23 protein-coding genes and 1 riboswitch are annotated in these 23,479 nt (G+C 70.5%); of the genes, 8 read left to right on the top strand and 15 right to left on the bottom strand.

What is annotated here, in order from left to right:
- Positions 1–83: 83 nt before the first annotated feature.
- The 10 genes from JYK04_RS29180 to JYK04_RS29135 form a co-directional block, all read right to left on the bottom strand.
- A complete protein-coding gene (locus JYK04_RS29180) occupies positions 84–941 on the bottom strand; it encodes a thioesterase family protein (protein WP_189742916.1) in 858 nt (285 codons plus the stop codon).
- Between the two features lie 47 nt (positions 942–988).
- Positions 989–1,645, bottom strand: coding sequence for a trimeric intracellular cation channel family protein (locus JYK04_RS29175; protein WP_189742918.1), 657 nt, complete (start codon positions 1,643–1,645; stop codon positions 989–991).
- Positions 1,646–1,807: 162 nt separating this feature from the next.
- Positions 1,808–2,884 (bottom strand): ABC transporter ATP-binding protein, encoded by a 1,077-nt coding sequence (locus tag JYK04_RS29170; RefSeq protein ID WP_189743223.1) that lies wholly within the window; start codon positions 2,882–2,884, stop codon positions 1,808–1,810.
- Positions 2,885–2,916: 32 nt separating this feature from the next.
- Positions 2,917–3,981, bottom strand: a complete 1,065-nt coding sequence (locus tag JYK04_RS29165; protein WP_229876366.1) for an ABC transporter ATP-binding protein — start codon at positions 3,979–3,981, stop codon at positions 2,917–2,919.
- 86 nt (positions 3,982–4,067) lie between these two features.
- Positions 4,068–5,075 (bottom strand): ABC transporter permease, encoded by a 1,008-nt coding sequence (locus tag JYK04_RS29160; RefSeq protein ID WP_189742922.1) that lies wholly within the window; start codon positions 5,073–5,075, stop codon positions 4,068–4,070.
- A gap of 152 nt (positions 5,076–5,227) precedes the next feature.
- The gene (locus tag JYK04_RS29155; RefSeq protein WP_189742924.1) at positions 5,228–6,976 is read right to left on the bottom strand and encodes an ABC transporter substrate-binding protein; all 1,749 of its coding nucleotides are present in this window, start codon (positions 6,974–6,976) and stop codon (positions 5,228–5,230) included.
- A gap of 78 nt (positions 6,977–7,054) precedes the next feature.
- A complete protein-coding gene (locus JYK04_RS29150) occupies positions 7,055–8,050 on the bottom strand; it encodes an ABC transporter permease (protein WP_189742926.1) in 996 nt (331 codons plus the stop codon).
- Positions 8,051–8,470: 420 nt separating this feature from the next.
- Positions 8,471–9,211, bottom strand: a complete 741-nt coding sequence (locus tag JYK04_RS29145; RefSeq protein ID WP_189742928.1) for an enhanced serine sensitivity protein SseB C-terminal domain-containing protein — start codon at positions 9,209–9,211, stop codon at positions 8,471–8,473.
- Between the two features lie 94 nt (positions 9,212–9,305).
- A complete protein-coding gene (locus JYK04_RS29140) occupies positions 9,306–10,040 on the bottom strand; it encodes an enhanced serine sensitivity protein SseB (RefSeq protein WP_189742930.1) in 735 nt (244 codons plus the stop codon).
- 215 nt (positions 10,041–10,255) lie between these two features.
- Positions 10,256–10,912 (bottom strand): P-loop nucleotide/nucleoside kinase family protein, encoded by a 657-nt coding sequence (locus tag JYK04_RS29135; RefSeq protein WP_229876338.1) that lies wholly within the window; start codon positions 10,910–10,912, stop codon positions 10,256–10,258.
- Positions 10,913–11,118: 206 nt separating this feature from the next.
- Positions 11,119–11,222, top strand: a riboswitch (glycine riboswitch).
- 175 nt (positions 11,223–11,397) lie between these two features.
- Between JYK04_RS29135 and gcvT the strand changes: the two genes are divergently transcribed.
- From gcvT to JYK04_RS29110, 5 genes are all read left to right on the top strand, one after another.
- Complete coding sequence (gene gcvT, locus JYK04_RS29130; RefSeq protein WP_189742934.1) at positions 11,398–12,513, top strand: glycine cleavage system aminomethyltransferase GcvT; 1,116 nt, start codon at positions 11,398–11,400, stop codon at positions 12,511–12,513.
- Between the two features lie 101 nt (positions 12,514–12,614).
- Entirely contained in the window at positions 12,615–12,998 is a 384-nt protein-coding gene (gene gcvH, locus JYK04_RS29125) for a glycine cleavage system protein GcvH (protein ID WP_189742936.1), read from the top strand.
- 17 nt (positions 12,999–13,015) lie between these two features.
- Positions 13,016–14,272 carry a serine hydroxymethyltransferase gene (gene glyA, locus JYK04_RS29120; protein WP_030763890.1) on the top strand — a complete coding sequence of 419 codons (1,257 nt, stop codon included), beginning with the start codon at positions 13,016–13,018 and terminating at the stop codon, positions 14,270–14,272.
- A gap of 371 nt (positions 14,273–14,643) precedes the next feature.
- Positions 14,644–16,026: an L-serine ammonia-lyase gene (locus tag JYK04_RS29115; RefSeq protein WP_189742939.1), complete on the top strand. Its 1,383-nt coding sequence runs from the start codon at positions 14,644–14,646 to the stop codon at positions 16,024–16,026.
- Positions 16,027–16,192: 166 nt separating this feature from the next.
- On the top strand, positions 16,193–16,693 hold the full coding sequence (locus JYK04_RS29110) for an AMIN-like domain-containing (lipo)protein (RefSeq protein ID WP_425282278.1): 501 nt from the start codon (positions 16,193–16,195) through the stop codon (positions 16,691–16,693).
- A gap of 50 nt (positions 16,694–16,743) precedes the next feature.
- Here JYK04_RS29110 and JYK04_RS29105 read toward each other — a convergent pair whose 3' ends face one another.
- A complete protein-coding gene (locus tag JYK04_RS29105) occupies positions 16,744–17,388 on the bottom strand; it encodes a dihydrofolate reductase family protein (protein ID WP_189742943.1) in 645 nt (214 codons plus the stop codon).
- Between the two features lie 52 nt (positions 17,389–17,440).
- Positions 17,441–18,154 carry a flavodoxin family protein gene (locus tag JYK04_RS29100; RefSeq protein ID WP_189742945.1) on the bottom strand — a complete coding sequence of 238 codons (714 nt, stop codon included), beginning with the start codon at positions 18,152–18,154 and terminating at the stop codon, positions 17,441–17,443.
- 113 nt (positions 18,155–18,267) lie between these two features.
- Between JYK04_RS29100 and JYK04_RS29095 the strand changes: the two genes are divergently transcribed.
- Positions 18,268–18,816 (top strand): PadR family transcriptional regulator, encoded by a 549-nt coding sequence (locus tag JYK04_RS29095; RefSeq protein ID WP_189742947.1) that lies wholly within the window; start codon positions 18,268–18,270, stop codon positions 18,814–18,816.
- An 89-nt stretch (positions 18,817–18,905) separates the two neighbouring features.
- On the opposite strand, the gene JYK04_RS29090 is transcribed toward JYK04_RS29095, so the two are convergent.
- Positions 18,906–19,118 carry an EF-hand domain-containing protein gene (locus JYK04_RS29090; protein WP_030763906.1) on the bottom strand — a complete coding sequence of 71 codons (213 nt, stop codon included), beginning with the start codon at positions 19,116–19,118 and terminating at the stop codon, positions 18,906–18,908.
- Positions 19,119–19,374: 256 nt separating this feature from the next.
- On the opposite strand from JYK04_RS29090, the gene JYK04_RS29085 reads away from it, so the two are divergent.
- Both JYK04_RS29085 and JYK04_RS29080 read left to right on the top strand, forming a co-directional pair.
- Positions 19,375–20,133: a tRNA-dependent cyclodipeptide synthase gene (locus JYK04_RS29085; protein ID WP_189742949.1), complete on the top strand. Its 759-nt coding sequence runs from the start codon at positions 19,375–19,377 to the stop codon at positions 20,131–20,133.
- A complete protein-coding gene (locus JYK04_RS29080; protein WP_189742951.1) occupies positions 20,114–21,352 on the top strand; it encodes a cytochrome P450 in 1,239 nt (412 codons plus the stop codon). The genes JYK04_RS29085 and JYK04_RS29080 overlap by 20 nt, the downstream gene beginning before the upstream one ends.
- A 95-nt stretch (positions 21,353–21,447) precedes the next feature.
- Here the strand turns inward: JYK04_RS29080 and JYK04_RS29075 are convergent, their stop codons facing one another.
- Both JYK04_RS29075 and JYK04_RS29070 read right to left on the bottom strand, forming a co-directional pair.
- On the bottom strand, positions 21,448–22,635 hold the full coding sequence (locus JYK04_RS29075; RefSeq protein ID WP_189742954.1) for a YncE family protein: 1,188 nt from the start codon (positions 22,633–22,635) through the stop codon (positions 21,448–21,450).
- Entirely contained in the window at positions 22,632–23,477 is an 846-nt protein-coding gene (locus tag JYK04_RS29070) for a polysaccharide deacetylase family protein (RefSeq protein ID WP_189742956.1), read from the bottom strand. The genes JYK04_RS29075 and JYK04_RS29070 overlap by 4 nt, the downstream gene beginning before the upstream one ends.
- Positions 23,478–23,479 lie beyond the last annotated feature (2 nt).

Below are 23,479 nucleotides of genomic sequence, written 5' to 3'. Positions count from 1 at the left end.
GCGGGACCCCGCGATGGCCGGCAAGGCACCCCCGGGCGCCGTCGGAACCGCCGGGCCGGGGGCGGGCCGGGGCCGGGCCGGGGTCAGGCCGGGCGCAGGGCGCGGGCCAGTTGGCGGGACTGCGCGACCAGGTGGTCCGAGGAGTCCCAGACCTCGGCGTCCTCCTCCAGGAAGCCGCCGGCCAGGTTGCGGGTGGTGATGGAGACCCGGAGCGGGCCGGGGGCCGGGCGGCGGCGGACGTGGGTGGTGAGTTCCACCGTCGGGGTCCAGGCCACCAGGCCCATGTCGAAGGCGGTCGGCGGGAGCGCGTCGACGGCCAGGAGCATGGAGAGCGGGTCGGCGTCGCGGCCGTCGGCCAGCTCGAACCAGGCCCGCATCTCGCCCTTTCCTGAGGGCGCGCCGACGGCCCACCCGGCGGTCGCCGGGTCCAGCCGGAGCCGGAGCCGGTCCACGATGGCGGAGCTGCCGGGGATCGGGGCCGGGCCGGCCTCGGGGCCGATGCAGTCCTCGTAGGCGGGGATGGCGGGCGGCACGGCGACGGTGCGTACGTCGTCCGGCAGGGCCGCGAGGTCGCCGTAGGAGGCGAGGACGCGGATGCGCTCGATTTCGGCGCCGCTCTCGTCGTACTGGAACAGCGAGGCCTGGCCGGTGGAGAGGGTGCGGCCGACGCGGACGACCTGGGTGCGGATCACGGCGGGGCCGGGCACGGAGGAGGTCAGGTAGTGCGCGGAGACGGTGAACGGGTCCGGGTGCGGGAGGGCCGCAGACAGGGCCCGGCCGACCAGGGCCAGCAGGTAGCCGCCGTTCACGGCGGCGATGATCGTCCATCCGGCGGAGAGTTCCGCGTCGTACACCCCGGGCTCGCCCGCGCGTGCGGTGATGGCGGTGTCGCGGTCGAACTCACTGTCGCCGATGGAGGCCTTGGCAGCTGCGTGTGACATGTAAACGACGGTACACCGGCTTGCTACTAAGCGGTAGCTTTCTATTGTTACGGCTCTTCGGCCACCGACGACCGCCTGTTCCAGGCCAGCGGAGCCCGCCAGTGGTAGCGCATGGCAAGGAGGCGGAGGACGAAGGTGGTGACGATCGCGAGGCCGGTGGTGATGCCGTTGAGGGCGTGCATGCTGATGAAGACGGCCACCATCGAGGCGCCGACCAGCGCGGGGACGGCGTACATCTCGCGGTCGCGCAGCAGCGAGGGCACCTCGTTGACCAGCACGTCGCGCAGGACGCCGCCGCCGACGGCCGTGGTCACGCCGAGCGCCGCGGAGGCGGTGAGGCCGAGGCCGAACTCGTAGGCCTTGGTCGTACCCGTCACGCAGAACAGCCCGAGGCCGGCCGCGTCGAAGACGTTGATGGCGCGGTTGATCCGCTGGACCTCGGGGTGCAGGAAGTAGACGATCGCGGCGGCGATCAGCGGGGTCACGAAGAAGCTGAGCTCGCCGAAGGCGGCGGGCGGCACGGCGCCGATGACGATGTCCCGGAAGAGACCGCCGCCCAGGGCCGTGACGAGCGCGAGGACGGCGATGCCGAAGACGTCGAAGTTCTTGCGGACGGCGAGCAGGGCGCCTGCGGTGGCGAAGACGAAGATGCCGGCGAGATCCAGGGCATGCTGGATCCCGGGCGGGAAGAGATCGTGGAGCACCGGGCCATTGTCACCTGCGGCGGGCTCGGCGGAATGCGGGGCTCCACCGAGGCCGGGTGTGCCGGGTGTGCCGTGCGGCGCCGTTGCGGGGGCGCTGCCCCCGAACCCCCGCGCCTCAAACGCCGGCGGGGCTGAAACAGCACGGCCCCGCCGGCGTTCCCGTCACTCCGTGACCTTGGCCACCGCGTCCGCCGCGCCCGGCAGGGGCTGGTCGCCCGGTGCCTGGTCGGGGGCGTTCTCCGGGTGGTGGCAGGCCACCTGGTGGCCCGGCTTCAGCGCCAGCAGCGGCGGCTCCTGCGTCGCGCAGATCTGCGTGGCCTTCCAGCACCGGGTGTGGAAGCGGCAGCCGCTCGGCGGCGAGATCGGTGACGGGACGTCGCCCTTGAGCAGGATGCGGCCGCTCTTGGCACCGCGCCGCCTCGGGTCCGGCACCGGCACGGCCGACATCAGGGCCGTGGTGTAGGGGTGCATGGGCGCCCCGTACAGCCCCTTGTTGTCGGCCAGCTCGACGATCTTTCCGAGGTACATCACGGCGATGCGGTCCGAGACGTGCCGGATGACCGACAGGTCGTGCGCGATGATCACGTAGGTGAGCCCGAGTTCGTCCTGGAGGTCGTCCAGCAGGTTCACCACCTGGGCCTGGATCGACACGTCCAGCGCCGAGACGGGCTCGTCCGCGACCACCAGCTTCGGCTTCAGCGCCAGGGCCCGCGCGATGCCGATGCGCTGGCGCTGGCCGCCGGAGAACTCGTGCGGGTAGCGGTTGTAGTGCTCGGGGTTGAGGCCCACGAGCGAGAGCAGCCGCTGGACCTCCGCCTTGAGCCCGCCCTCCGGGGTGACCTTCTGGAGCTTGAACGGCGCGCTGACGATGGTGCCCACCGTGTGGCGGGGGTTCAGCGAGCCGTACGGGTCCTGGAAGATCATCTGTACGTCACGGCGCAGCGGGCGCATGCCCGACACCCCGAGGTGCGTGATGTCCTTGCCCTCGAACTCGATGGAGCCGCCGGTCGGCTCCAGCAGCCGCGTGATCAGCCGGCCCATGGTCGACTTCCCGCAGCCGGACTCGCCGACGATGCCGAGGGTCTCCCCGCGCCGGACGTCGAAGTCGAGGCCGTCGACGGCCTTGACCGCGCCCACCTGGCGCCGGATCAGCCCCTTGGTGATGGGGAAGTGCTTCGCCAGGCCGGTGACCTTGAGCAGGACCTCGGGAGAGTCCGTGGCCTGCGCGGGAATGACCACCGTTTCCGGCTTCTTCGTGTCAGGCGTCTCGGTCACAGCTTCGGCGCAATCTCTTCGGTCCAGATCCGGGTCCGCTCTTCCTGCGGCATGTGGCAGGCGGACCAGTGGCGGCTGTCGTCCTGGGTGAGCTCGGGCCGGACCGTACGCGTCACGTTGCCCTTGGGCACGTCGGCGTACGGGCAGCGCGGGTTGAAGGCGCAGCCGTCGGGGATGTTGATGAGGCTGGGCGGGGAGCCCTTGACCGGGATGAGGCGCTCGCTCTGCTCGCGGTCGATGCGCGGCATCGAGCCCAGCAGGCCCCAGGTGTAGGGGTGGCGGGGCTCGTAGAACACCTTCTCGGCGGTGCCCCGCTCGACGCACCGGCCGCCGTACATCACGAGGATCTCGTCGGCCATCTCCGCGACGACGCCGAGGTCGTGCGTGATCATGATGACGGCGGAGCCGAACTCCTTCTGCAGATCGCGGATCAGGTCCAGGATCTGCGCCTGCACGGTGACGTCCAGCGCCGTGGTCGGCTCGTCCGCGATCAGCAGGTCGGGGTTGTTGACGAGCGACATCGCGATCATCGCGCGCTGGCGCATGCCGCCGGAGAACTGGTGCGGATAGTCGTCGACGCGCTTGCCCGGCTCGGGGATGCCCACCCGGTCGAGCATCTCGACGGCCCGCCTGCGCGCCGTCTTCTTGTCCACGTCGTTGTGGACGCGGTACGCCTCCACGATCTGGGAGCCGATCGTGTAGTACGGGTGCAGCGCGCTCAGCGGGTCCTGGAAGATCATCGCCATGTCGCGGCCCCGCAGCCGGCGCACCTCCTCGGGATCGGCGGAGAGCAGTTCCCTGCCCCCGAGCCATATCTCGCCCGACATCTCGACGTTGGAGCGGTCGGCGTTGCCCGCCCGGTGCAGGCCCATGACGGCCAGCGAGGTGACGGACTTGCCGGAGCCGGACTCGCCCACGATGCCGAGGGTCTGGCCCTTCTCCAGCTGGAAGGAGAGCCCGTCGACGGACTTGACGAGGCCGTCGTCGGTGGGGAAGTGGACCTTGAGGTCGCGTACGTCGAGGAAGGCCTCGGAGGGAGGGCCGTCGCCCGGTCCCGCCACGGGCGCCGTGGCGGTGGCGGTGTGCGCGGCACGGTCGGCGGCGGCAGCGGCAGCGCCGGCCTCGTTCCCCTTCGGAGTCGGATCGGTCACGACAGCCTCACCCTCGGGTCGATGATGGCGTAGACGAGGTCCACCACCAGGTTGCACAGCACGATGAAGGCTCCGGCGAAGAGGGTCACCCCGAGGATCTTCGGCAGGTCGTTCACCGCGATGGCGTGGTACGCGTACTCACCGATGCCGTGGTACGAGAAGACCGTCTCGGTGACGATGGCGCCGCCGAGGAGCAGCCCGAAGTCCATGCCGAAGATGGTCACGATCGGGGTCAGCGCGGAGCGCAGCCCGTGGCGGGTGATGACCACCCGTTCGCGCAGGCCCTTGGCGCGCGCGGTGCGGATGTAGTCCTCGCTCATGGTCTCCAGCATTCCGGCCCGGGTGAGCCGGGCGTAGAGCGCGGAGTAGAGGAAGGCCAGCGTGCTCCAGGGCAGGACCAGCCCCTGGAACCAGGCGGCCGGATCCTCGGAGAAGTCCACGTACACATTGGTGAACACGGGCCAGTTGAAGACGAATACGGCCAGCGAGAGCGTGCCGGTGAAGAACATCGGCAGCGAGACGCCGGCGAGGGCCACGCCCATCGCGAGCCGGTCGAAGAGCGAGCCCGGGCGCAGGGCCGAGACCACGCCCGTGGTCACACCGGTGATCAGCCAGATGACGGCCGCTCCCAGGGTGAGGGAGGCGGTGATGGGGAGCCGGTTGACGATGTCGGGCCAGACCTCGACGTGGTCCTTGAAGGAGTAGCCGAGGCAGGGGGCGTTGCACTGCGAGGGATCGGGGCCGTAGTTGAACTCGCGGCCCGCGAAGATGCCCCGCAGGAAGTCCCAGTACTGCGAGTACAGAGGCTGGTCGAAGCCGAGGTTCTTCTTGACCGCGGCGATGGATTCGGGCGAGGGGTTCTTGCCGACGTACTGGGTGGCCAGCGAGTCGGCCGTGCCGCCGGCCAGCCGGGGCAGCAGGAAGAAGATCGCGAAGGTGATCGCGCTGACAACAAGCAGCAGGAACACCGCGGCGAACAGCCGCCGGACGATGTACACAAACACGGGGGTCGGCTTCGGCGTCCGCCGGTCCGCCCCGCACCCCGGTCGGGGGCGCGGGACGGACCGGCGCGCGCACTGCTGCCTTCACCTGCCTTCCACGGTTCTGGCAGATCTGGCTGAGAGGGTCGAACTGCCTGAGGACTTGACGTCCGGGGTTACTTCAGGCCGATGTTGAGGTAGTCGTACTGACCGCTCCACGCCGGGTTGGAGACCACGTTGGTGAGCTTGGGCGAGCGGTAGTGCAGGACCTTGAAGTAGGTCAGGGGCACGATGACCGCCTGGTCCATGACCTTCTTGTCGATCTCGCCGTAGACCTTCTCGCGGGCGGCGGAGTCGGTGTTGGCGATGTTGTCGTTCAGCATCTTGTTGATCTCGGGGTCGTTCAGCTGCGACAGGTTGGTGTTGCCCGTCTTGCTGATCGAGTCACCGTGGACGACCTGCTGGAGGAAGCCGAAGCCGCTCGGCCAGTCGGCGCCCCACTGCATCATCATGAGGCCGATCTTGTTGTCCTCGGTGAACTTCGGGACGCCCGCGTAGTCGCTGAAGTACTTGCCGGCCGGGAACTGCTGGATCTTGACCGTGATCCCGATCTTCTTCAGGGACGCCTGGATGGCCGTGGCCATGTCGACCTCGCCGGCGCGGTCGTTGCGCGCGGTGATGGTGGTCTCGAAGCCGTTCGGCTGGCCGCAGGCGGTCAGCGCGGCCTTCGCCTTGGTCTCGTCGCCCTTGTCGTCCGGGGTCTTGTAGGTGTTGAAGTCCACGTGACCCGGGATGTCGGTCGGCAGGACGGTGCTGGCGATGGCGCCGCGGATCGGGCCGCCGAAGGCGGTCTGCACCGACACCTTGTCGATCGCGTACTGGACCGCCTTGCGGCACTCGACGTTGTCGAAGGGCGCCACCTTGGTGTTCATCGCCATGTAGACCAGGCGACCACCCTCGGCGTTGTCGGTGTTGGGGTCCTTCGAGGTCAGCAGCTCGGTCTGGGTCTGCTGGGCCACACCGTTGCCGACGATGTCGATGTGGGTGTTGCCGGCCTTCAGGTTGGAGTCGATCGTCTCCTGGTTGACCTTCAGCTTGACGACGATCTTCTCCGGGAGCTGCTTGCGCAGCGGGTCCGTGGAGGCGTCCCAGTTGGGGTTGCGGACCAGGACGGCCTGCTTGTCGTGCTCGTAGCTCTCGAACATGTACGAGCCCGAGGAGACGATGTTCTTCACATAGTCGGCGCCGTTGTCCTTGGCCTTCGGCACGGGGGCCGACTGCGGGTTCGCCAGCAGGTAGTCGAACTCGGCGAAGGGCTGCTTCAGCTTGAAGATGATCGTCTGGTCGTCGGGGGTCTCGATGGACTGCAGCCCGGTGTCGGACTTGTCCTTGTACGGGCCCTCGTACGGGGTTTCGTTGTTCTTGAGGTACTGCGCGAGGTAGTTCGGGCCGTTGGAGTGCACGTCACGCGCGAAGTTGCTGCGCTCGACCGCGTACTTGACGTCCTTGGACGTGACCGCCGAGCCGTCGCTGTACTTGACGCCCTTGCGCAGCTTGTAGGTCCAGGTCGCGCCGCCGTCGCTCGGCACGCCGAGGCTCTCGGCGAGGTCCGGGACCACCTTGTTGCCCTCGGCGCCCGGGGCGGGCGCGAAGGTGGTCAGCGGACGGGCGTACAGGCGGCTGAAGTTGAAGACGAAGCCGTAGTACGTGTTGCCGGGGTCGAAGGAGTCGGGGGTGTCGGACGCCTCGTAGACGACCGTCCCGCCCTTCTTGTCCGAGGCGTTGACCACGGCCTTGACGGCGGCGTTGGCGCCGGCCGACTTGTCGTCGCCGCCGGTCTTGTCACCACCATTGCAGGCGGAGGCGGTGAGGGCGACGGTGATGGCGGCGGCGAGCACCGCGGCTGTTCTCGACCTGCTTCTCATGGCGGAGTGATGCCCCCTGATTCGGAGTGATGGTGCGTACTGGCGGAGCCTCGGCCGGGTGCCCGAGGAACGGGAGGGTCAGCGCGAGCTCTTGGGGTCCAGGGCGTCGCGCAGACCGTCGCCGAGGAGGTTGAAGGCGAGCACGGTGACGAAGATCGCCATGCCCGGGACGACCATGAACATCGGGTCGACCTTGTAGTAGGCCACGGCGGAGCTGAGCATTCCGCCCCATGAGGCCTGCGGCGGCTGGATGCCCACGCCGAGGAAGCTCAGGGAGGCCTCGAAGAGGATGTTGGTCGGGATGAGGAGCGTGGAGTAGACGAGGATCGGCGCCATCAGGTTCGGCAGCAGCTCGCGGAAGACGATGAAGGGGCCGCGGGCGCCGAGGCTGCGGGCCGCGTCGACGAACTCCCGCTCGCGCAGGGAGAGGGTCTGGCCGCGCACGATGCGTCCGATGTAGGGCCAGCTGAAGAAGCCGATGACGAAGATCAGCACGCTGATGTGCAGCGGCAGTCCTTCGAGGCCGAAGGCCCCGCCCTGGAGGGCGGCCGAGATGGAGATCGCGAAGAGCAGCAGCGGGAAGGCGAGGAAGGTGTCCATCATGCGGCTGATCACCGTGTCGGCCCAGCCGCCGTAGTACCCGGCGATGACGCCCAGCACGGAGCCGATGAACACCGAGACCACGGTCGACCCGAAGGCGACCAGCAGGGAGACCCAGGAGCCTTCCAGGATGCGGGTGGCGATGTCGCGGCCGAACTTCGGCTCCACGCCCAGCGGGTGCTCCCAGCTGATGCCGCCGAAGGAGCCGACGGGGGTGGCCAGGGAGGGGTCGATGAGGTCCTGGTGCAGGGCGTCCGGGTCCAGCCCGAACATCCACTGGATCGGCTGCGAGAGCATGGCCAGGACCACCAGCAGCAGCACGACCATGCCGCCGGCCATCGCCACCTTGTCGCGCTTGAGTCTGGTCCACGCGATACGGCCGAGCGAACGTCCCTCGATCGCCTTGCGCGGAACCTCGGAGGTGGCCACGGCTGCGGGCTCGGCCGCGCTGGTGTCCTGCAGTGGTGCCGTCATCGTGGTGGGACCCCTCTCGGCCGACATCGGTCGGCCCATGCCCGCCGCTGCGGCGGCTTGGTTCAATCGGCGTCGCTGGTGGTGCGATTGGCACGAAATGTGCCGGAAGTGCACGTGAAGAGCTGGTGTTCGCGAGATGGACCGGCCTTCGGTGGGGTGGAGTCTTCAACGCCCTCTCAAGCGCCCGCCAGACCCCCCGGGGATGTGATGCGCAACCGTGATCTACGCCTACACCTTCCGTTATCCGAACCCCGGGATCTGTTGAGCGGTGAAACACCGCCCGTTCTGCGCGGAACGGACATCCGGCCCAACTGCCCTTTCGGGCATGGATCTTGGGCGGATTCACCGGATATGCCGAAGGCCGCACCGATGGGATCGGTGCGGCCTTCGGGAAGGATGTCTCGATATTCGGATATCGCGTCAGTACGCCGGCGCCTGGCCCTCGCGGTCGTAGAAGGGGCGGGTCTGGGCGCGCAGCCACATGGCGACGGGGTCGTGCTCGTCCCCGAGTGCGACCGTGCACACCGGGACGCCCTCGGGGACCACCCCGACCGACTGCCGCATCATCTCCCGTACGGATTCCAGCGCGGGCGCGGAGGCGTCGTACAGGTCGAGCCCGACCGCGAGGTACGGGGAGCCGAGCGCGGGCTGCACCCACGCGCGGCGCAGCGACCGCACCGCGGGGGTGCGGTGCGCGTGCTGGGTCAGCAGCCCGTAGAACTGCGGGAGCTCGATCGCGGGCTCGGACAGGCGCAGCGGACCGGCCGGCATCCGGTCCAGGCCGGTGGCGATCCGGCGCAGGTCGGCCCAGGGCACGCCGAGGCCGCCGCCCTGGGCGTGCGGGTTGAGCCACAGACCCCAGCGGTCCGGGTACAGCGCGCGGGCGATGTCCCGCCCGGTGACCACCTCGTAGCCCCGGTTCCAGCCGCTGGCGGCCAGCTCCTGGGGGGAGGTGACACAGGGCGCATAGCCGAGGCTGTCGACCTCCATGCCGCCGTACTGGGCGTCCGCGGAGCCCGGCTGCCCCTGCCAGAGCAGCATCCACAGCCGGCCCTCGGCGAGGGCGTGCAGGAGTGACTCGTAACTCTCGTAGCGCCCGGGAGTCACCTGGCGCATCATGTGCTCGACCTGCCCGGCCGCGGCCGTGCCTGACGCACTCACCCGGAACCCCTCTTCGTCCGCCCGTCGCTCCACGCGTTTCCTCCGAACCGGCAGTCGCGCGTGCGGCCAGGAGATGTAACCAGCTTAAGCGGCCCTACGGCAGGTAGAAGGGGCGTACGCGCTCACGAATCCAGTCCGTGACCGGGTCCTGGGCGGCGTCCAGCAGGATCAACTGCACGGGCCACGGCGGCGGGACCCGGGTCAGGGCCCGTCCGAGGGCCTCCATCGGCGCGCTCTGCATCTCGGGTTCCCATCCCACCAGGCGGACACCGACGAACAGCTGGGGCTCCCCGCCCTCGATGCTGGCGAGGCAGCGGTACGCGGCGGCGACCACCCCGGTGGCCCGGAACTCCTCGGTGGCGGCGGCCAGGAAATCCACCGGATCATCCTGCCAGTCGGGCTCGAAGAGCCGGACCCTGCCGCCGGTGGCCGGGCCGTCGAGCGGGGTCCGGCCGCTGCGGCACAGCTCCGCGACGGCGGACGGCGGGAGCGGTACGCCGACGGCGCCCTCGGGATTGACGGCGATGCCGAGCTGCGGGGGCAGGCCGCGGGCGAACTCGACGGCGGGAGCCACCGCGAAGTCCATGCCGGGGCCGACGCAGGCGAGGAACTGGGCCTCGGAGCTGTAGACGGGGACGTACGCCGCCCCGCCGATGTCCATGGTGGGCAGGTCGAGGCCGGCCGTCGTCGGGCCGCCCCCGCCGGGCAGGGGCACCCACACCTGGCTGCGCCCGAGGACCTCCAGGATCCGCCCCCCGGCGTCCGGCTGCCCGAGCGCCGCCCCGAGCACCTGCTCCAGCTCATTCCCCGGCCAGCCGCTGCCCTGCATGTCCCGTGCCTCCGTGATCCCGCCGCGTGTCGCCCCGCAGGGTACCGGCCCCGCGCGCGGCCGCGCCGCCGGGGTTCGGCCTGCGCCGAGGAGAGCCGGGGCTCCGCCCCGAACCCCGCGCCTCAAACGCCGGCAAATCCAGCCCCTCCGGCGTTTGAGGAGCGGGTCCGGGCAGAGCCCGGCAGCGGCGCCGCACCCGGCGGGGCCTGATCCGGTCAGGCGGTGAAGGCGATGCGGGTCACCGTCGCGGCGGAGGCCCGGTCCAGCAGGGTCGCCGAGGCACAGCCCGCGGGCGGCCGGCCCGCTTCGGCCTCGCGCAGCAGCCGGGTGACCGCGCCCCGGTGGCGGGCGAAGGCGTAGGCGGAGACCCGGCGGCCGCGCGCGGCCTGCCCGGAGAGGGCCTCCTCGGGGCTGCTGTCCAGCAGGAGCAGGTGCAGCGCCCGGCCCCGGCGGCGCGCGACGGCCGCGAGCAGGCCGCGCACCCAGGCCTGCGTACCGCAGTCGTGGACGACCACGGAGGCCCCGGAGCGCAGGATCCGCCACAGCCCCCAGTAGTGGGCGGCGCGCACCAGCGGCCGGTACACCGCGTACGGCAGCGCCGCGGGCATGCGGTGCTCCCAGCGCTCACGGGTGTCCTGGGAGTCCACGGCCCCGCCCTCGGCGGCCGCGCGCTTGATCAGCGTGCTCTTGCCGCCGCCGGGCAGACCGGACACCACGACGATGTCGCCGTCGGCGAAGCCGAGCCGGTGCGGGGCGCGCACGGCCGGGCCGCGCAGGTCGCGTACGAGGCCGAGGCCTCGGTCGGCCGCCCTCTCGCGCCCGCGCGCGCCGCGCTGCGCGGGCACCGCCTCCACGGTTCCCGTCGTCGTCACCACTCCGAATCTCCGCACAGTGTTCGCCTCCCCCGAATCGGGTCACCAGGACCCTTGCCCACTGAGTGTAAAGAGACGGTAATCCGGCGGCCCCGGTTCCGGTCCGACCCTTCGGAGGGCCGTACGAACTTTCGGACCCCGCCGCCCGATCTCGGGCATGGCGTGCAATGATGTGCGCCATCTGGACCAACTGCATACCGGCCGCTTGAATCCGCGCGGGAGAGTCCCGGCACGCCGCAAGGCCGTGCGCGGGCGCCGAAGGAGCAAGAACCTCCCTTGAATCTCTCAGGCCCCGTACCGCGTGGATGAGGCAGATCTGAAAAGCGAGCTGCTGCGCAGCTCCACCCAAGGTGCAAGTCGATGAGAAGAACCGGCGATCGGACGATCGGCGGAACTCTCGGCGAACCTCTCAGGTTCCGATGACAGATGGGGAGGAACGTCCTCGTCATGTCATGTCGATGCCCTGGGACCCGGGAGCCACACCCATGAGCACTGCCCCCCGCCTGACCGCCCTCGATGCGCTGCACCGCTCGCTCGGTGCGACCATGACCGATTTCGCGGGCTGGGACATGCCGCTGCGGTACGCCAGCGAGCGCGACGAGCACAACGCCGTACGGACCAAGGCCGGTCTCTTCGACCTGTCCCACATGGGCGAGATCACGCTGACCGGCCCGGAGGCCGTCAAGGCCCTGGACTACGCCCTGGTCGGCAACATCTCCACCGTCGGCGTCGGCCGCGCCCGCTACACGCACATCTGTCAGGAGGACGGCGGGATCGTCGACGACCTGATCGTCTACCGCCTCGGCGAGACCGAGTACATGGTCGTCGCCAACGCCTCCAACGCCCAGGTCGTCCTGGACGCCCTGACCGAGCGCGCCGCCGGCTTCGACACCGAGGTCCGCGACGACCGCGACGCGTACGCGCTGCTCGCCGTCCAGGGCCCGGAGTCCCCCGGCATCCTGGCGTCCCTGACCGACGCCGACCTGGACGGCCTGAAGTACTACGCCGGCCTGCCGGGCACCGTCGCGGGCGTGCCCGCGCTGATCGCGCGCACCGGCTACACGGGCGAGGACGGCTTCGAGCTGTTCGTCGCCCCCGAGCACGCCGTGGAGCTGTGGCAGGCGCTGACCAAGGCGGGCGAGGGCGTCGGCCTGGTCCCGGCCGGCCTGTCCTGCCGCGACACCCTGCGCCTGGAAGCGGGCATGCCGCTGTACGGGCACGAGCTGACCACCGCCCTCACCCCGTTCGACGCGGGCCTGGGCCGGGTCGTGAAGTTCGAGAAGGAGGGCGACTTCGTCGGCCGCGCCGCGCTGGAGGCCGCCGCCGAGCGCGCCGCCACCGCTCCTCCGCGCAAGCTGGTCGGCCTGATCGCCGAGGGCCGCCGCGTCCCGCGCGCCGGGTTCCCGGTCGTCGCCGACGGCCAGGTCATCGGCGAGGTCACCTCCGGCGCCCCGTCCCCGACGCTGGGCAAGCCGATCGCGATGGCGTACGTGGACGCGGCGCACGCCGCGCCCGGCACGTCCGGCGTCGGCGTCGACATTCGCGGTACGCATGAGCCGTACGAGGTCGTGGCGCTGCCGTTCTACAAGCGGCAGAAGTAGCCCCACGCACCACGTCCGCCGTCCGGGAACCCGTACGGCGCCGTCTCAGTACCCAAGACCGCAGTTCGTATCCACTCCCCCGCATCCAGGAGAATCAGGTCATGAGCAACCCCCAGCAGCTGCGTTACAGCAAGGAGCACGAGTGGCTGTCGACCGCCGAGGACGGCGTCGCGACGGTCGGCATCACGGAGTTCGCGGCCAACGCGCTCGGTGACGTCGTCTACGCCCAGCTCCCCGAGGTCGGCGACACGGTGACCGCGGGCGAGACCTGTGGCGAGCTGGAGTCGACCAAGTCGGTCAGCGACCTGTACTCCCCCGTCACCGGCGAGGTCGTCGAGGCCAACCAGGACGTCGTGGACGACCCGGCCCTCGTCAACACCGCCCCCTTCGAGGGTGGCTGGCTGTTCAAGGTGCGCATCGCGGAGGAGCCGGCCGACCTGCTCTCCGCCGAGGAGTACGCCGCGCTCACCCACTCCGACAACTGACACCCCAGGGGATCCTGATGTCTGTTCTCAACACCCCGCTGCACGAGCTCGACCCGGACGTCGCCGCCGCCGTCGACGCCGAGCTCGTGCGCCAGCAGTCCACCCTGGAAATGATCGCGTCGGAGAACTTCGCTCCCGTCGCCGTCATGGAGGCCCAGGGCTCGGTCCTGACCAACAAGTACGCCGAGGGCTACCCGGGCCGCCGTTACTACGGTGGCTGCGAGCACGTCGACGTCGTCGAGCAGATCGCGATCGACCGCATCAAGGCGCTGTTCGGCGCCGAGGCCGCGAACGTCCAGCCGCACTCCGGTGCGCAGGCCAACGCCGCCGCGATGTTCGCGCTGCTGAAGCCGGGCGACACGATCATGGGCCTCAACCTGGCCCACGGCGGTCACCTGACCCACGGCATGAAGATCAACTTCTCCGGCAAGCTCTACAACGTGGTCCCGTACCACGTCGACGAGACCGGCGAAGTGGACATGGCCGAGGTCGAGCGCCTCGCCAAGGAGTCCAAGCCGCAGCTGATCGTCGCCGGCTGGTCCGCCTACCCGCGCCAGCTGGACTTCGCCGCCTTCCGCCGCATCGCGGACGAGGTCGGCGCGTACCTGATGGTCGACATGGCGCACTTCGCCGGCCTGGTCGCCGCCGGTCTGCACCCGAACCCGGTGCCGCACGCCCACGTCGTCACCACCACCACGCACAAGACCCTCGGCGGTCCGCGCGGCGGTGTCATCCTGTCGACGCAGGAGCTGGCCAAGAAGATCAACTCCGCGGTCTTCCCGGGTCAGCAGGGCGGCCCGCTGGAGCACGTGATCGCGGCCAAGGCGGTCTCCTTCAAGGTCGCGGCCTCGCCCGAGTTCAAGGAGCGCCAGGAGCGCACCCTGGAGGGTGCGAAGATCCTCGCCGCCCGCCTGGTCCAGGACGACGTCAAGGCCGTGGGCGTGGACGTCCTCACCGGTGGCACCGACGTGCACCTGGTCCTGGTCGACCTGCGCAACTCCGAGCTGGACGGTCAGCAGGCCGAGGACCGCCTCCACGAGGTCGGCATCACGGTCAACCGCAACGCCATCCCGAACGACCCGCGGCCGCCGATGGTCACCTCGGGTCTGCGGATCGGTACGCCGGCCCTGGCCACCCGCGGTTTCGACGCCGAGGCCTTCACCGAGGTCGCCGAGATCATCGCGCAGGCGCTGAAGCCCGCGTACGACAGCGAGGCCCTGAAGGCTCGCGTCTCCGCGCTCGCCGCGAAGTTCCCGCTGTACCCGACGCTCTAACCGGCGTCCGGCCAACGGCCACGGAAGGGCCCGGCCTTGTTCCCGCACAGGCCGGGCCCTTCTCATGACCGGGGCCCGACACCGCTCGGCCCGGTCGCGGTGGGCGCCCGACACCGCCGCCGCGCCTGCCGGCCCGCGCGCCGTACCGCACCGGCGCGCACCTCGCCCGGCGCTCCGCACCGCCCCGGTGGATCACCCGGGGCCACGGGCCGACACCCGGCCGACCCGTCCACGTAATCCTTCCCACCTCGTCCGACAGCCGAGACGTTCACTTCGCCGCGTTAAGCTCGTCTGCCGGACAAAATCCGAATAATCCACTTCTCCTCTCCTGCCCCCTCCCACCCCACGAGCAGACAAGGGAGTCCGCCACCGTGGCCATCTCCGTCTTCGATCTCTTCTCCATCGGTATCGGTCCCTCCTCCTCCCACACGGTCGGTCCGATGCGGGCCGCGCGCATGTTCGTGACGCGGCTGAAGAAGGACGGCGTGCTGGCCCAGACCGCCTCCGTCCGGGCCGAGCTCTTCGGATCCCTCGGTGCGACCGGCCACGGGCACGGCACCCCCAAGGCGGTGCTGCTCGGCCTGGAGGGCCACTCCCCCCGCACGGTGAACGTCGAGACCGCCGACGACGAGGTCGAGCGCATCCGCAAGAGCGGCCGGCTGCGGCTGCTGGGCGCGGAGATAGGCGATGTCCACGAGATCGCCTTCGACGAGCCGAACCAGCTGATCCTGCACCGCCGCCGCTCCCTGCCGTACCACGCGAACGGCATGACGCTCTTCGCGTACGACAGCGCCGGCACCCCGCTGCTGGAGAAGACCTACTACTCGGTCGGCGGCGGCTTCGTCGTGGACGAGGACGCGGTCGGCGAGGACCGGATCAAGCTCGACGACACGGTGCTGAAGTACCCCTTCCGTTCCGGCGACGAGATGCTGCGCCTCGCGAACGAGACCGGCCTGTCGATCTCCTCCCTGATGCTGGAGAACGAGAAGGCCTGGCGCACGGAGGAGGAGATCCGCGAGGGCCTCCTGGAGATCTGGCGCGTCATGCAGTCCTGCGTCTCGCGCGGCATGTCCCGCGAGGGGATCCTCCCGGGCGGCCTGCGGGTCAAGCGCCGGGCCGCCGCCACGGCGCGCCAGCTGCGCACCGAGGGCGACCCGATGCTGCACCGCAGCGAGTGGGCGACGATCTACGCGATGGCGGTCAACGAGGAGAACGCGGCCGGCGGCCGGGTGGTGACCGCGCCGACCAACGGCGCCGCGGGCGTCCTGCCGGCCGTGCTGCACTACTACATGAACTTCGTGCCGGGCGCGGACGAGGACGGCGTGGTCCGCTTCCTCCTCGCCGCGGGCGCGATCGGCATGCTCTTCAAGGAGAACGCCTCGATCTCCGGCGCCGAGGTCGGCTGCCAGGGCGAGGTGGGCTCCGCCTGCTCGATGGCGGCCGGCGCCCTCGCCGAGGTCCTCGGCGGCACCCCGGAGCAGGTCGAGAACGCGGCCGAGATCGGCATGGAGCACAACCTCGGCCTGACCTGCGACCCGGTCGGCGGTCTGGTGCAGATCCCCTGCATCGAGCGCAACGGCATGGCGGCGGTCAAGGCCGTCACCGCGGCGCGTATGGCGATGCGCGGCGACGGCAGCCACAAGGTGTCCCTCGACAAGGTCATCAAGACCATGAAGGAGACCGGCGCCGACATGAAGGTCAAGTACAAGGAGACCGCCCGCGGCGGCCTCGCCGTCAACGTCATCGAGTGCTGACGCACACCACGTGACAGGAGAGGGGCCCGGCGCGTGTGCCGGGCCCCTCTCGCGTCCGCGGATCCCGGGATCCGCGGGCGAGTGGAACCGGAACCGTGCGGTCCCCCCTGGGCGTCCCAGACAGTGCCACCGGTCCCCGTCTCTCGAGAATCGAGGGGACGTCATGATCCACACCCGTCTCCGGCAGTTCGCGGCCCTGGCCACCGGCGCCCTGCTCGCCGCCTGCCTCTCCTTCGCCGCACCTGCCTCGGCCTCCACCACCGCCGCCGCCACCCAGGCGCCGACCCCGCTCGTCGTCGACGCCCGCTGGGCCGGGCACCCCACGTACGACCGCATCGTCATCGACCTCCAGGGCCACGTCCCCGCGGTCACCGTCACTCCCGTCCCGCGTCTGGTCCAGGACGGGTCCGGCAAGCCCGTGCCGCTGCCCGGGAAGTACTTCCTGGAGATCCGCCTCCACCCCGCCGCCGCGCACGACGACGCGGGGCGGAGCGTCTACCACGGGCCCAAGCTGCAGCAGATCAACCTCGGCAAGCTCAAGGGAATCGCCCTGACCAGCGACTACGAGGGGTACGTGACCTTCGGCGCCGCCTTCGACACCCTGCCGTACTACCGCGCGTTCCCCCTGCACTCGCCGGAGCGGTTCGTCGTGGACATCGCGCACTGAAACCGGTGCCGGACTCCGGGCCCGGGGCGCACGCGCCCCGGGCCCGGCCGTCATCTGCGCCAGAACAGGTGGTGCGTCACACCGCTCGGACTGGGCACGACGTCGAGGTGGAACCGGTCGAGCAGCTCCTCGGGCGACTCCCAGAGCCTGACCCCGGCTCCGATCTCCACCGGCGCGACCGCCACGTGCAGGGTGTCGACGAGGTCGGCGTCGAGGAACTCCCGGATGGTGGTGGCCCCGCCGCCGAGCCGGACGTCCTTGCCCTGCGCGGCCTCCCGCGCCCGGTCCAGGGCCGTGGCCGGGTCGGCGTCGACGAAGTGGAAGGTGGTGTCGGAGAGCGTGAACGAGGGGCGCGTGTGGTGGGTCATGACGAACACCGGGGTGTGGAACGGGGGCTCCTCACCCCACCAGCCGCGCCAGTCGTGGTCGGTCCAGGGCCCGCGCTGGGGACCGAACTTGTTGCGGCCCATGATCTCGGCGCCGATGTTGTGCGAGAAGTCCCGGGTGAAGTAGTCGTCGAGACCCCGGCTCCCTCCGGGGTCGGTGCGGTTGGGCCAGCTCGCGGTGGCTCCGGCCCAGGCGAGCAGTGCGCCGGGATCGGCGTCGCCGAACGGCCGCGCGAGGCTCTGGTGCTCGCCTGCACCGAACCCGTCGCGCGACACGGCGAAGTTCTGGACTCTCAGCAGTTGTTCCATGGGCTTCCTCCAGCCTGGTCGTCCACCATGGGACCGCTCCGGAGCGGAGAACTCATCGGTGCTCGGGGTTGGGGAAGTCGAAGCGGCAGCCCGCGTCCCACTGCGAGCGCTGGTTGCCGTGCGGCGGGATGCCGCCCGAGCGCTTGAGCAGGGCGGCCAGGTGCATGAGGTTCCAGGACATGAAGGCGGTGTTGCGGTTGGTGAAGTCGTTCTCGGGGCCGCCCGAGCCGGGGTCCAGGTAGGAGGGTCCGGGCCCGGCCTCGCCGATCCAGCCCGCGTCGGCCTGCGGCGGAATCACGTAGCCGAGGTGCTGGAGGCTGTAGAGGATGTTCATGGCGCAGTGCTTGACGCCGTCCTCGTTGCCGGTGATCAGCGCGCCGCCGACCCGTCCGTAGTAGGCGTACTGGCCCCGCTCGTTCAGCAGCGAGGAGCAGGCGTAGAGCCGCTCGATGACCTGCTTCATCACGGAGCTGTTGTCCCCGAGCCAGATGGGGCCGCACAGGACGAGGATGTCGGCGTCCATGATCCGGCTGTAGAGGACCGGCCACTGGTCGCTCTCCCAGCCGTGCTCGGTCATGTCGGGCCAGACCCCGGTCGCGATGTCGTGGTCGACGGCGCGGATGAGGGAGGTCCTCGTGCCGGCCGATTCCATGACCCTGCGGCTCCGGTCGATCAGGCCCTCGGTGTTGCTGGTCTCGGGTGAGCGTTTGAGCGTGCAGTTCACATAGAGGGCGGTCAGGTCCGAGTAGTCGTATGCGGCAGCCACACCCCCAGCCTCGCCACGGCACCCCGGCGCCGCCAGCGGGCCGCGCCCGTCCGGGGACGGCCGTACGGACACGGGGTGGTGGCCCGGCGCCGCCGCAAACCTAGGATGGCGCCATGTCGCTGCCGCACGCCATCCTCACCGCCCTGTTGGAGAAGCCCTCGTCCGGGCTGGAGCTGACCCGGCGGTTCGACAAGTCGATCGGGTACTTCTGGTCGGCGACGCACCAGCAGATCTACCGCGAACTGGGGCGGCTGGAGGAGTCCGGGCTGATCCGGGAGCTGCCGAGCGAGGTGCCCGTGCGGGGGCAGAAGAAGGAGTACGAGGTGCTGCCCGCCGGCGGCGCGGAGCTGGCCCGGTGGGTCGGCGAGAGCCAGGACCCCAAGCCGATGCGCGACCCGCTGCTGCTGCGGATCCGCGCGGCGGGCGTCGTGGGGCCGCAGGGGCTCGGTCCCGAACTGCGGCGCCATCTGGAGCTGCACCGGCGCCAGCTCGCGCAGTACGAGGCCATCGAGGAGAAGGACTTCCCGCCGGGGCGGGACGCCGTGGAGGACCGGCTGCGGCGGCTCGTGCTGCACGGCGGGATCGCCCTGGAGACGTTCTGGCTGCACTGGCTGGAGGAGGCCCTGGGCGAGGTCGAGGACATGTCCGGGTCGCAGGACTGACGCGCGGGGGTCAAAGGCCCCGGTACCCGGCGCCGAACGCACGCTGCCGCCCCGCTCCGGCGGTCCGGAGCGGGGCGGCAGCGGAGGGATTACTTGTTCAGGGAGGCCCAGAACTCGTCGAAGCTCAGCAGGCCGTCGCCGTTCGTGTCCTTGGCGGCGATCACGGCGTCCGCGACGGGGCCGGTGACGAACGGGTCGCCCATGGCCGCCATGGCCGCCTTGAACTCGTCGGCCGTGACGAAGCCGTCACCGTTCACGTCGAACTTGCCGAACGTCGTCCGTGCGCTCTCGATGTCCGCCACTGGGTCCACTCCTTCTTGATGCCTTGTTGACCGGCTCAGGGTAGCGGCCGCCGCGGTCCGCCCACGCCCCGGGTCCCGTTCGAGCGGCAGAAATCATTTCAATTACCGACCCGTAATACGGAATCAACAATTCCGGCGAAACAGACGGAGATTCCACTTGTCACACTCCGGGGCCACGGCATAACGTACTGGCATTGCCGCCACACCAGGAGCGCAGGGCTCCCAGGGACAAGTGGCAACAAGGGCGATCAATCAGATGACGATCACAGCTGACGCATCATTCGAAGTTCTGCCCTTCACCCGCACCTGCCGACATATCTGGGAAGACGGCGACCATGTGCTCATCGGCGTGAGTCCCGGAAACAGCTATTTCAGCGCCGAACGCATCGCCGACCTGGCCCGATGGGCCACGACTCGGTTCGCACAGGTCGACTTCGTCTACGCGGACCTCCACGTGGACCGGATGTTCGCCGCCTTCGGCCACACCCGGGAGCATGCGGAGAAGCGCGCGGCGAAAGAGATCAAGGCGGTCCGGCGGCGGATCCTCAAGGGCGTCGCGGAATCAGGCCCGCCAGGGGTGGAAATCCGCGTCCGGGCACTCTCCGAATTCCGGTCGAACCCGGTCTACCAACTACTCCACAGGCGCGTCCTGCATTTCCTGGAGACCGACGAGGAATTCCGCAAGGGCTGCGAGGAAATGGCTCTGCATTTCGCTGGATCCAAGTTGCCGGAAGGTGAATCCATCACGGACGAGCAGTTGCGGGTCTGTTTCGATTACATGGCGGCCGAGCTGCCGTTCTTCGTGGACACCCCGAGCATTCTCGACGTGCCGTCCTCGGTGGCGGCGTACCACGTCAGGATGCCGCTGACCGATGTCCTCTTCGCCCGCGGCGGGGGCCTGCGCGCGACCCGCAACCAGGCGTACGCCGTCGTACGGCCCGAGGCCACCGCACCCGGGAGCGCCGCGGACCCCGCACCGACCGAAAGGACCGCCGATGGGCGTCGAGCAGCTTGAGGGCCCGGGGAACGGGGAACGGCCGCTCCTGGACTTCCCGCTCTCCCGGCGCGGTGACGTGCTCCCGCAGGAGTGCGCCTGGCTGCGCGAGAAGGCACCGGTCGCCCGGGTCCGCACCCTCACCGGGGACCCGGCCTGGCTGGTGAGCAGCTACGCGCTGGCCAAGCAGGTGCTGGAGGACGAGCGCTTCAGCCTCAAGGACACGGCGAACGCCGGGGTCCCGCGCCAGTACGCGCTGACGATCCCGCCCGAGGTCGTCAACAACATGGGCAACATCAACAGCGCGGGCCTGCGCAACGCGGTCATGAAGGCGCTGAACCCCCGCCAGAAGGGGCTGCGGGACCTGCTGCGCGCCAAGGCCCACGAGCTCGTCGACGCGATCGTCGCCGAGGGCGGCCCGGCGGACCTCCGGGCGGGCTTCGCCGACCCCTTCTCGGCCGCCCTGCACTGCCAGGTGCTGGGGGTGCCGTTCGAGGACCGGCGCCGGCTGATGTCGGGCCTGGACGTCGCGTTCATGACCGCGCGCGAGCCGTTCGCCGACTCCGCCCTCAACTGGTACAAGGACGTGGGCTACTTCGCCGGCCGGCTCAACGACCAGCTCGCACTGGCCCCCGAGGAGCGTACGGGGCTCCTCGGGAGGTTCGCCGGGCTGAAGGAGGCCGATCCGGAGTCGGCGCACCTGACCGACGACATGTTCGCGACGGTCGCCGTCTCCCTCTTCGGTGCGGGCGCGGTCTCCACCTCGGCGTTCCTCACGCTCGCGGTGCTCGCGCTGCTCCAGCGGCCCGAGCTGATCGGGTACCTGCGCCGGCACCCGGAACGCATGGCCGGGGCGGTGGAGGAGCTGCTGCGCTGGAACCTGTCCGTCGGCGACGGCCTGCCGCGCATCGCCCTGGCGGACGTCCAGGTCGGTGACGTGCCGGTGAAGGAGGGGGAGCTCGTCCTCGTCCTCCTGGAAGGGGCCAACTTCGATCCGGCGGCCTTCGAGCGTCCGGACGAGCTGGATCTGGAGCGCGAGAGCGCGAACCCGCACCTCGCCTTCGGCGCCGGCCGGCACTTCTGCCCTGCGTCCGCGCTGGGCCGGGCCCATGCCGAGATCGCGCTGGAGGTGCTGGTCGAGCGGCTGCCCGGGCTGCGGCTCGCGGTGCCCGCCGAGAACCTCGTCTGGCGTACGGGCTTCATCAAGCGGCTTCCGGAGCGGCTTCCGGTCGCCTGGTAGCCCGTCGTCCGGCGAACGGAGCGCGGTGTCCCGGGAGCTGTGCGAGCTTCCGGGGCACCGCTGTGTCCGGCCCGGCAGGATCCGGAAGGGACGGCCTAGCGGAAGATGCCGGTGTGGCCGAGCGAGTAGCGGCCGGGCTGCGGGTAGACGGCGAGTCCGTGCGGTCCGCCGCCCACCGGGATCCGGGCGAGCTGCTTGCCGGTCTGCGTGTCGAGCGCGTAGACCTCGGAGTTGTAACGGCCCGACAGCCACAGCACCTTGCCGTCGGCGGAGACCCCGCCCATGTCGGGGCTGCCGCCGTCCGGCAGCGTCCACTTCTTGGTGAGCTTGTTCTCGGGGAAGTTGAAGACCGAGATGGTGCCCTCGCCCCGGTTGGAGACGTACATCTCCTTGGAGTCGCGGCTCACGTAGAGGCCGTGGCAGCCCTTCCCGGTGGGCAGCAGTTTGGGGGTCTCGAACGTGTCCCCGCCGAGCACCCACATGCCGTGCGCCATCATGTCCGCGACGTAGAAGGTCTTCCCGTCCGGGGAGACCTTGACGTCCTGCGGCATCGCGCCCTCGAACGGCAGCTTCTGCTGGCCGACGACCTCCATGCGCTCGGTGTCGACCTTGAGGAGTTCGCCGGAGAACTCGCAGCTCACGATGAAGTAGCGGCCGTCGGCGGAGAAGTCCGCGTGGTTGACGCCGTAGCAGGTCACGGGGACCGTCTTGACCCGGTCCATCGTGTGCGGGTCGCGGAAGACCAGCTCCTTGTCCATGGAGGCCATGACGATCGCGTACTTGCCGTTCGGCGTGAAGTACAGGTTGTACGGGTCGTGCACCTCGACCGGCTTTCCGGCCTCGCCGGTGGCCGGGTTGATCGGGGTGAGCGTGTGACCGCGGTTGTTGTTGACCCACAGGGTCTTCAGGTCCCAGGAGGGGACCACGTGCTGGGGCTGGACCCCGACCGGGATGGTGTCGATGACCTGGTAGGTCGCCGGGTCGATGACGGACACCGTGTTGGAGTTGGTGTTCGGCACGTAGACGCGGGACGGGAAGTCCTTGACCACGGGGGAGAGCTTGTTCGGCCGGTCCGCGGCGTAGACGTCGTTCGGATCGAGCACGGGCGGCATGCCGGGCAGACCGGGCGGGACGGCCGGCGCGGCCTTGACGGGCTTGGCCGGGCCCTTGGTGCCGAGCGCCTCGGCGGGTTCCTTGCCGGCTGATCCGCAGCCGGCCAGGGCGGCGAGGACCAGACCTGCCAGCAGCGCGCCGGCAGTCCGGGGAAGGCGGGTGGTCGTCATGGGGTCAGCAGCTCCGTGGTGGTCACCGCGCGCAGGTTGCGGCGCGCGAGTTCTTCGAGGAGGGGGGGCAGCGCGTCGACCGTGTCCGCGTAGCCGAAGTGCAGGCTCACCACCGATCCGGGCCGGATCGTCCCGGTGACGGTGCGGATGACGGCCGCGGCACCGGGCGAGGTGAAGTCGAGGGAGTCCACGTCGTACGAGAGGACGTGCGGGTAGCCCGCCCGCTGGGCCAGTTTCTGCACGAGGGGGGTCGCGTACTGGGTCTGGGAGGGCCGGAACCAGGTGCCGATGGAGCCGGTGAGCCGCTTGAGGCGCTGGGCGCAGCCGGTGATCTCGGCGAGGGCCTGCGCCTCGGGCAGGTCGTTGATCGCGAGGTGGCGCTGGGTGTGGTTGCCGAGCTCGTGACCGCCGTCGAGGATGCGGCGGGCCAGCTCCGGGTGTGCGTCGAGCCAGGATCCGATGGCCAGTACGGTGACCCGCGCGCCCCCCTTCTCGGCCGCGGCCAGCACCGCCCGGGCGATGGCGGGGTCCCCGTTGCCGTGGAAGGTGAGGGCGACCCGGGGGCGGTCGCGCGGACCGTGGCCGATCTCGACGGGCTGCCCGGGGAAACGGCGCGGGGCGGCGGCCGGAGCCACCTGTGCCGGGCGGGCCGGCCGGGCCGGACCCGGCGGCGGGCCGGAGGGCGCGGTGGCGGGCCGGCCCGGGCCGCAGGCGGCGGTGAGACCGGCCGCGGCGGCGCCGGCCGTCCCGAGAGCGGCCGCGCGCAGGGCCACGCGCAGGGCCGCGCGGCGGCCTGGTTGTGAGAGCACTTGCCCATTTAAGGGGTGGATGACCCGGAACATAA

This window comes from Streptomyces nojiriensis (assembly GCF_017639205.1).
Classification (GTDB): domain Bacteria; phylum Actinomycetota; class Actinomycetes; order Streptomycetales; family Streptomycetaceae; genus Streptomyces; species Streptomyces nojiriensis.
The sequence above is the reverse complement of the archived record's forward strand: the minus strand, read 5'-3'. Positions and strand labels throughout refer to the sequence as shown.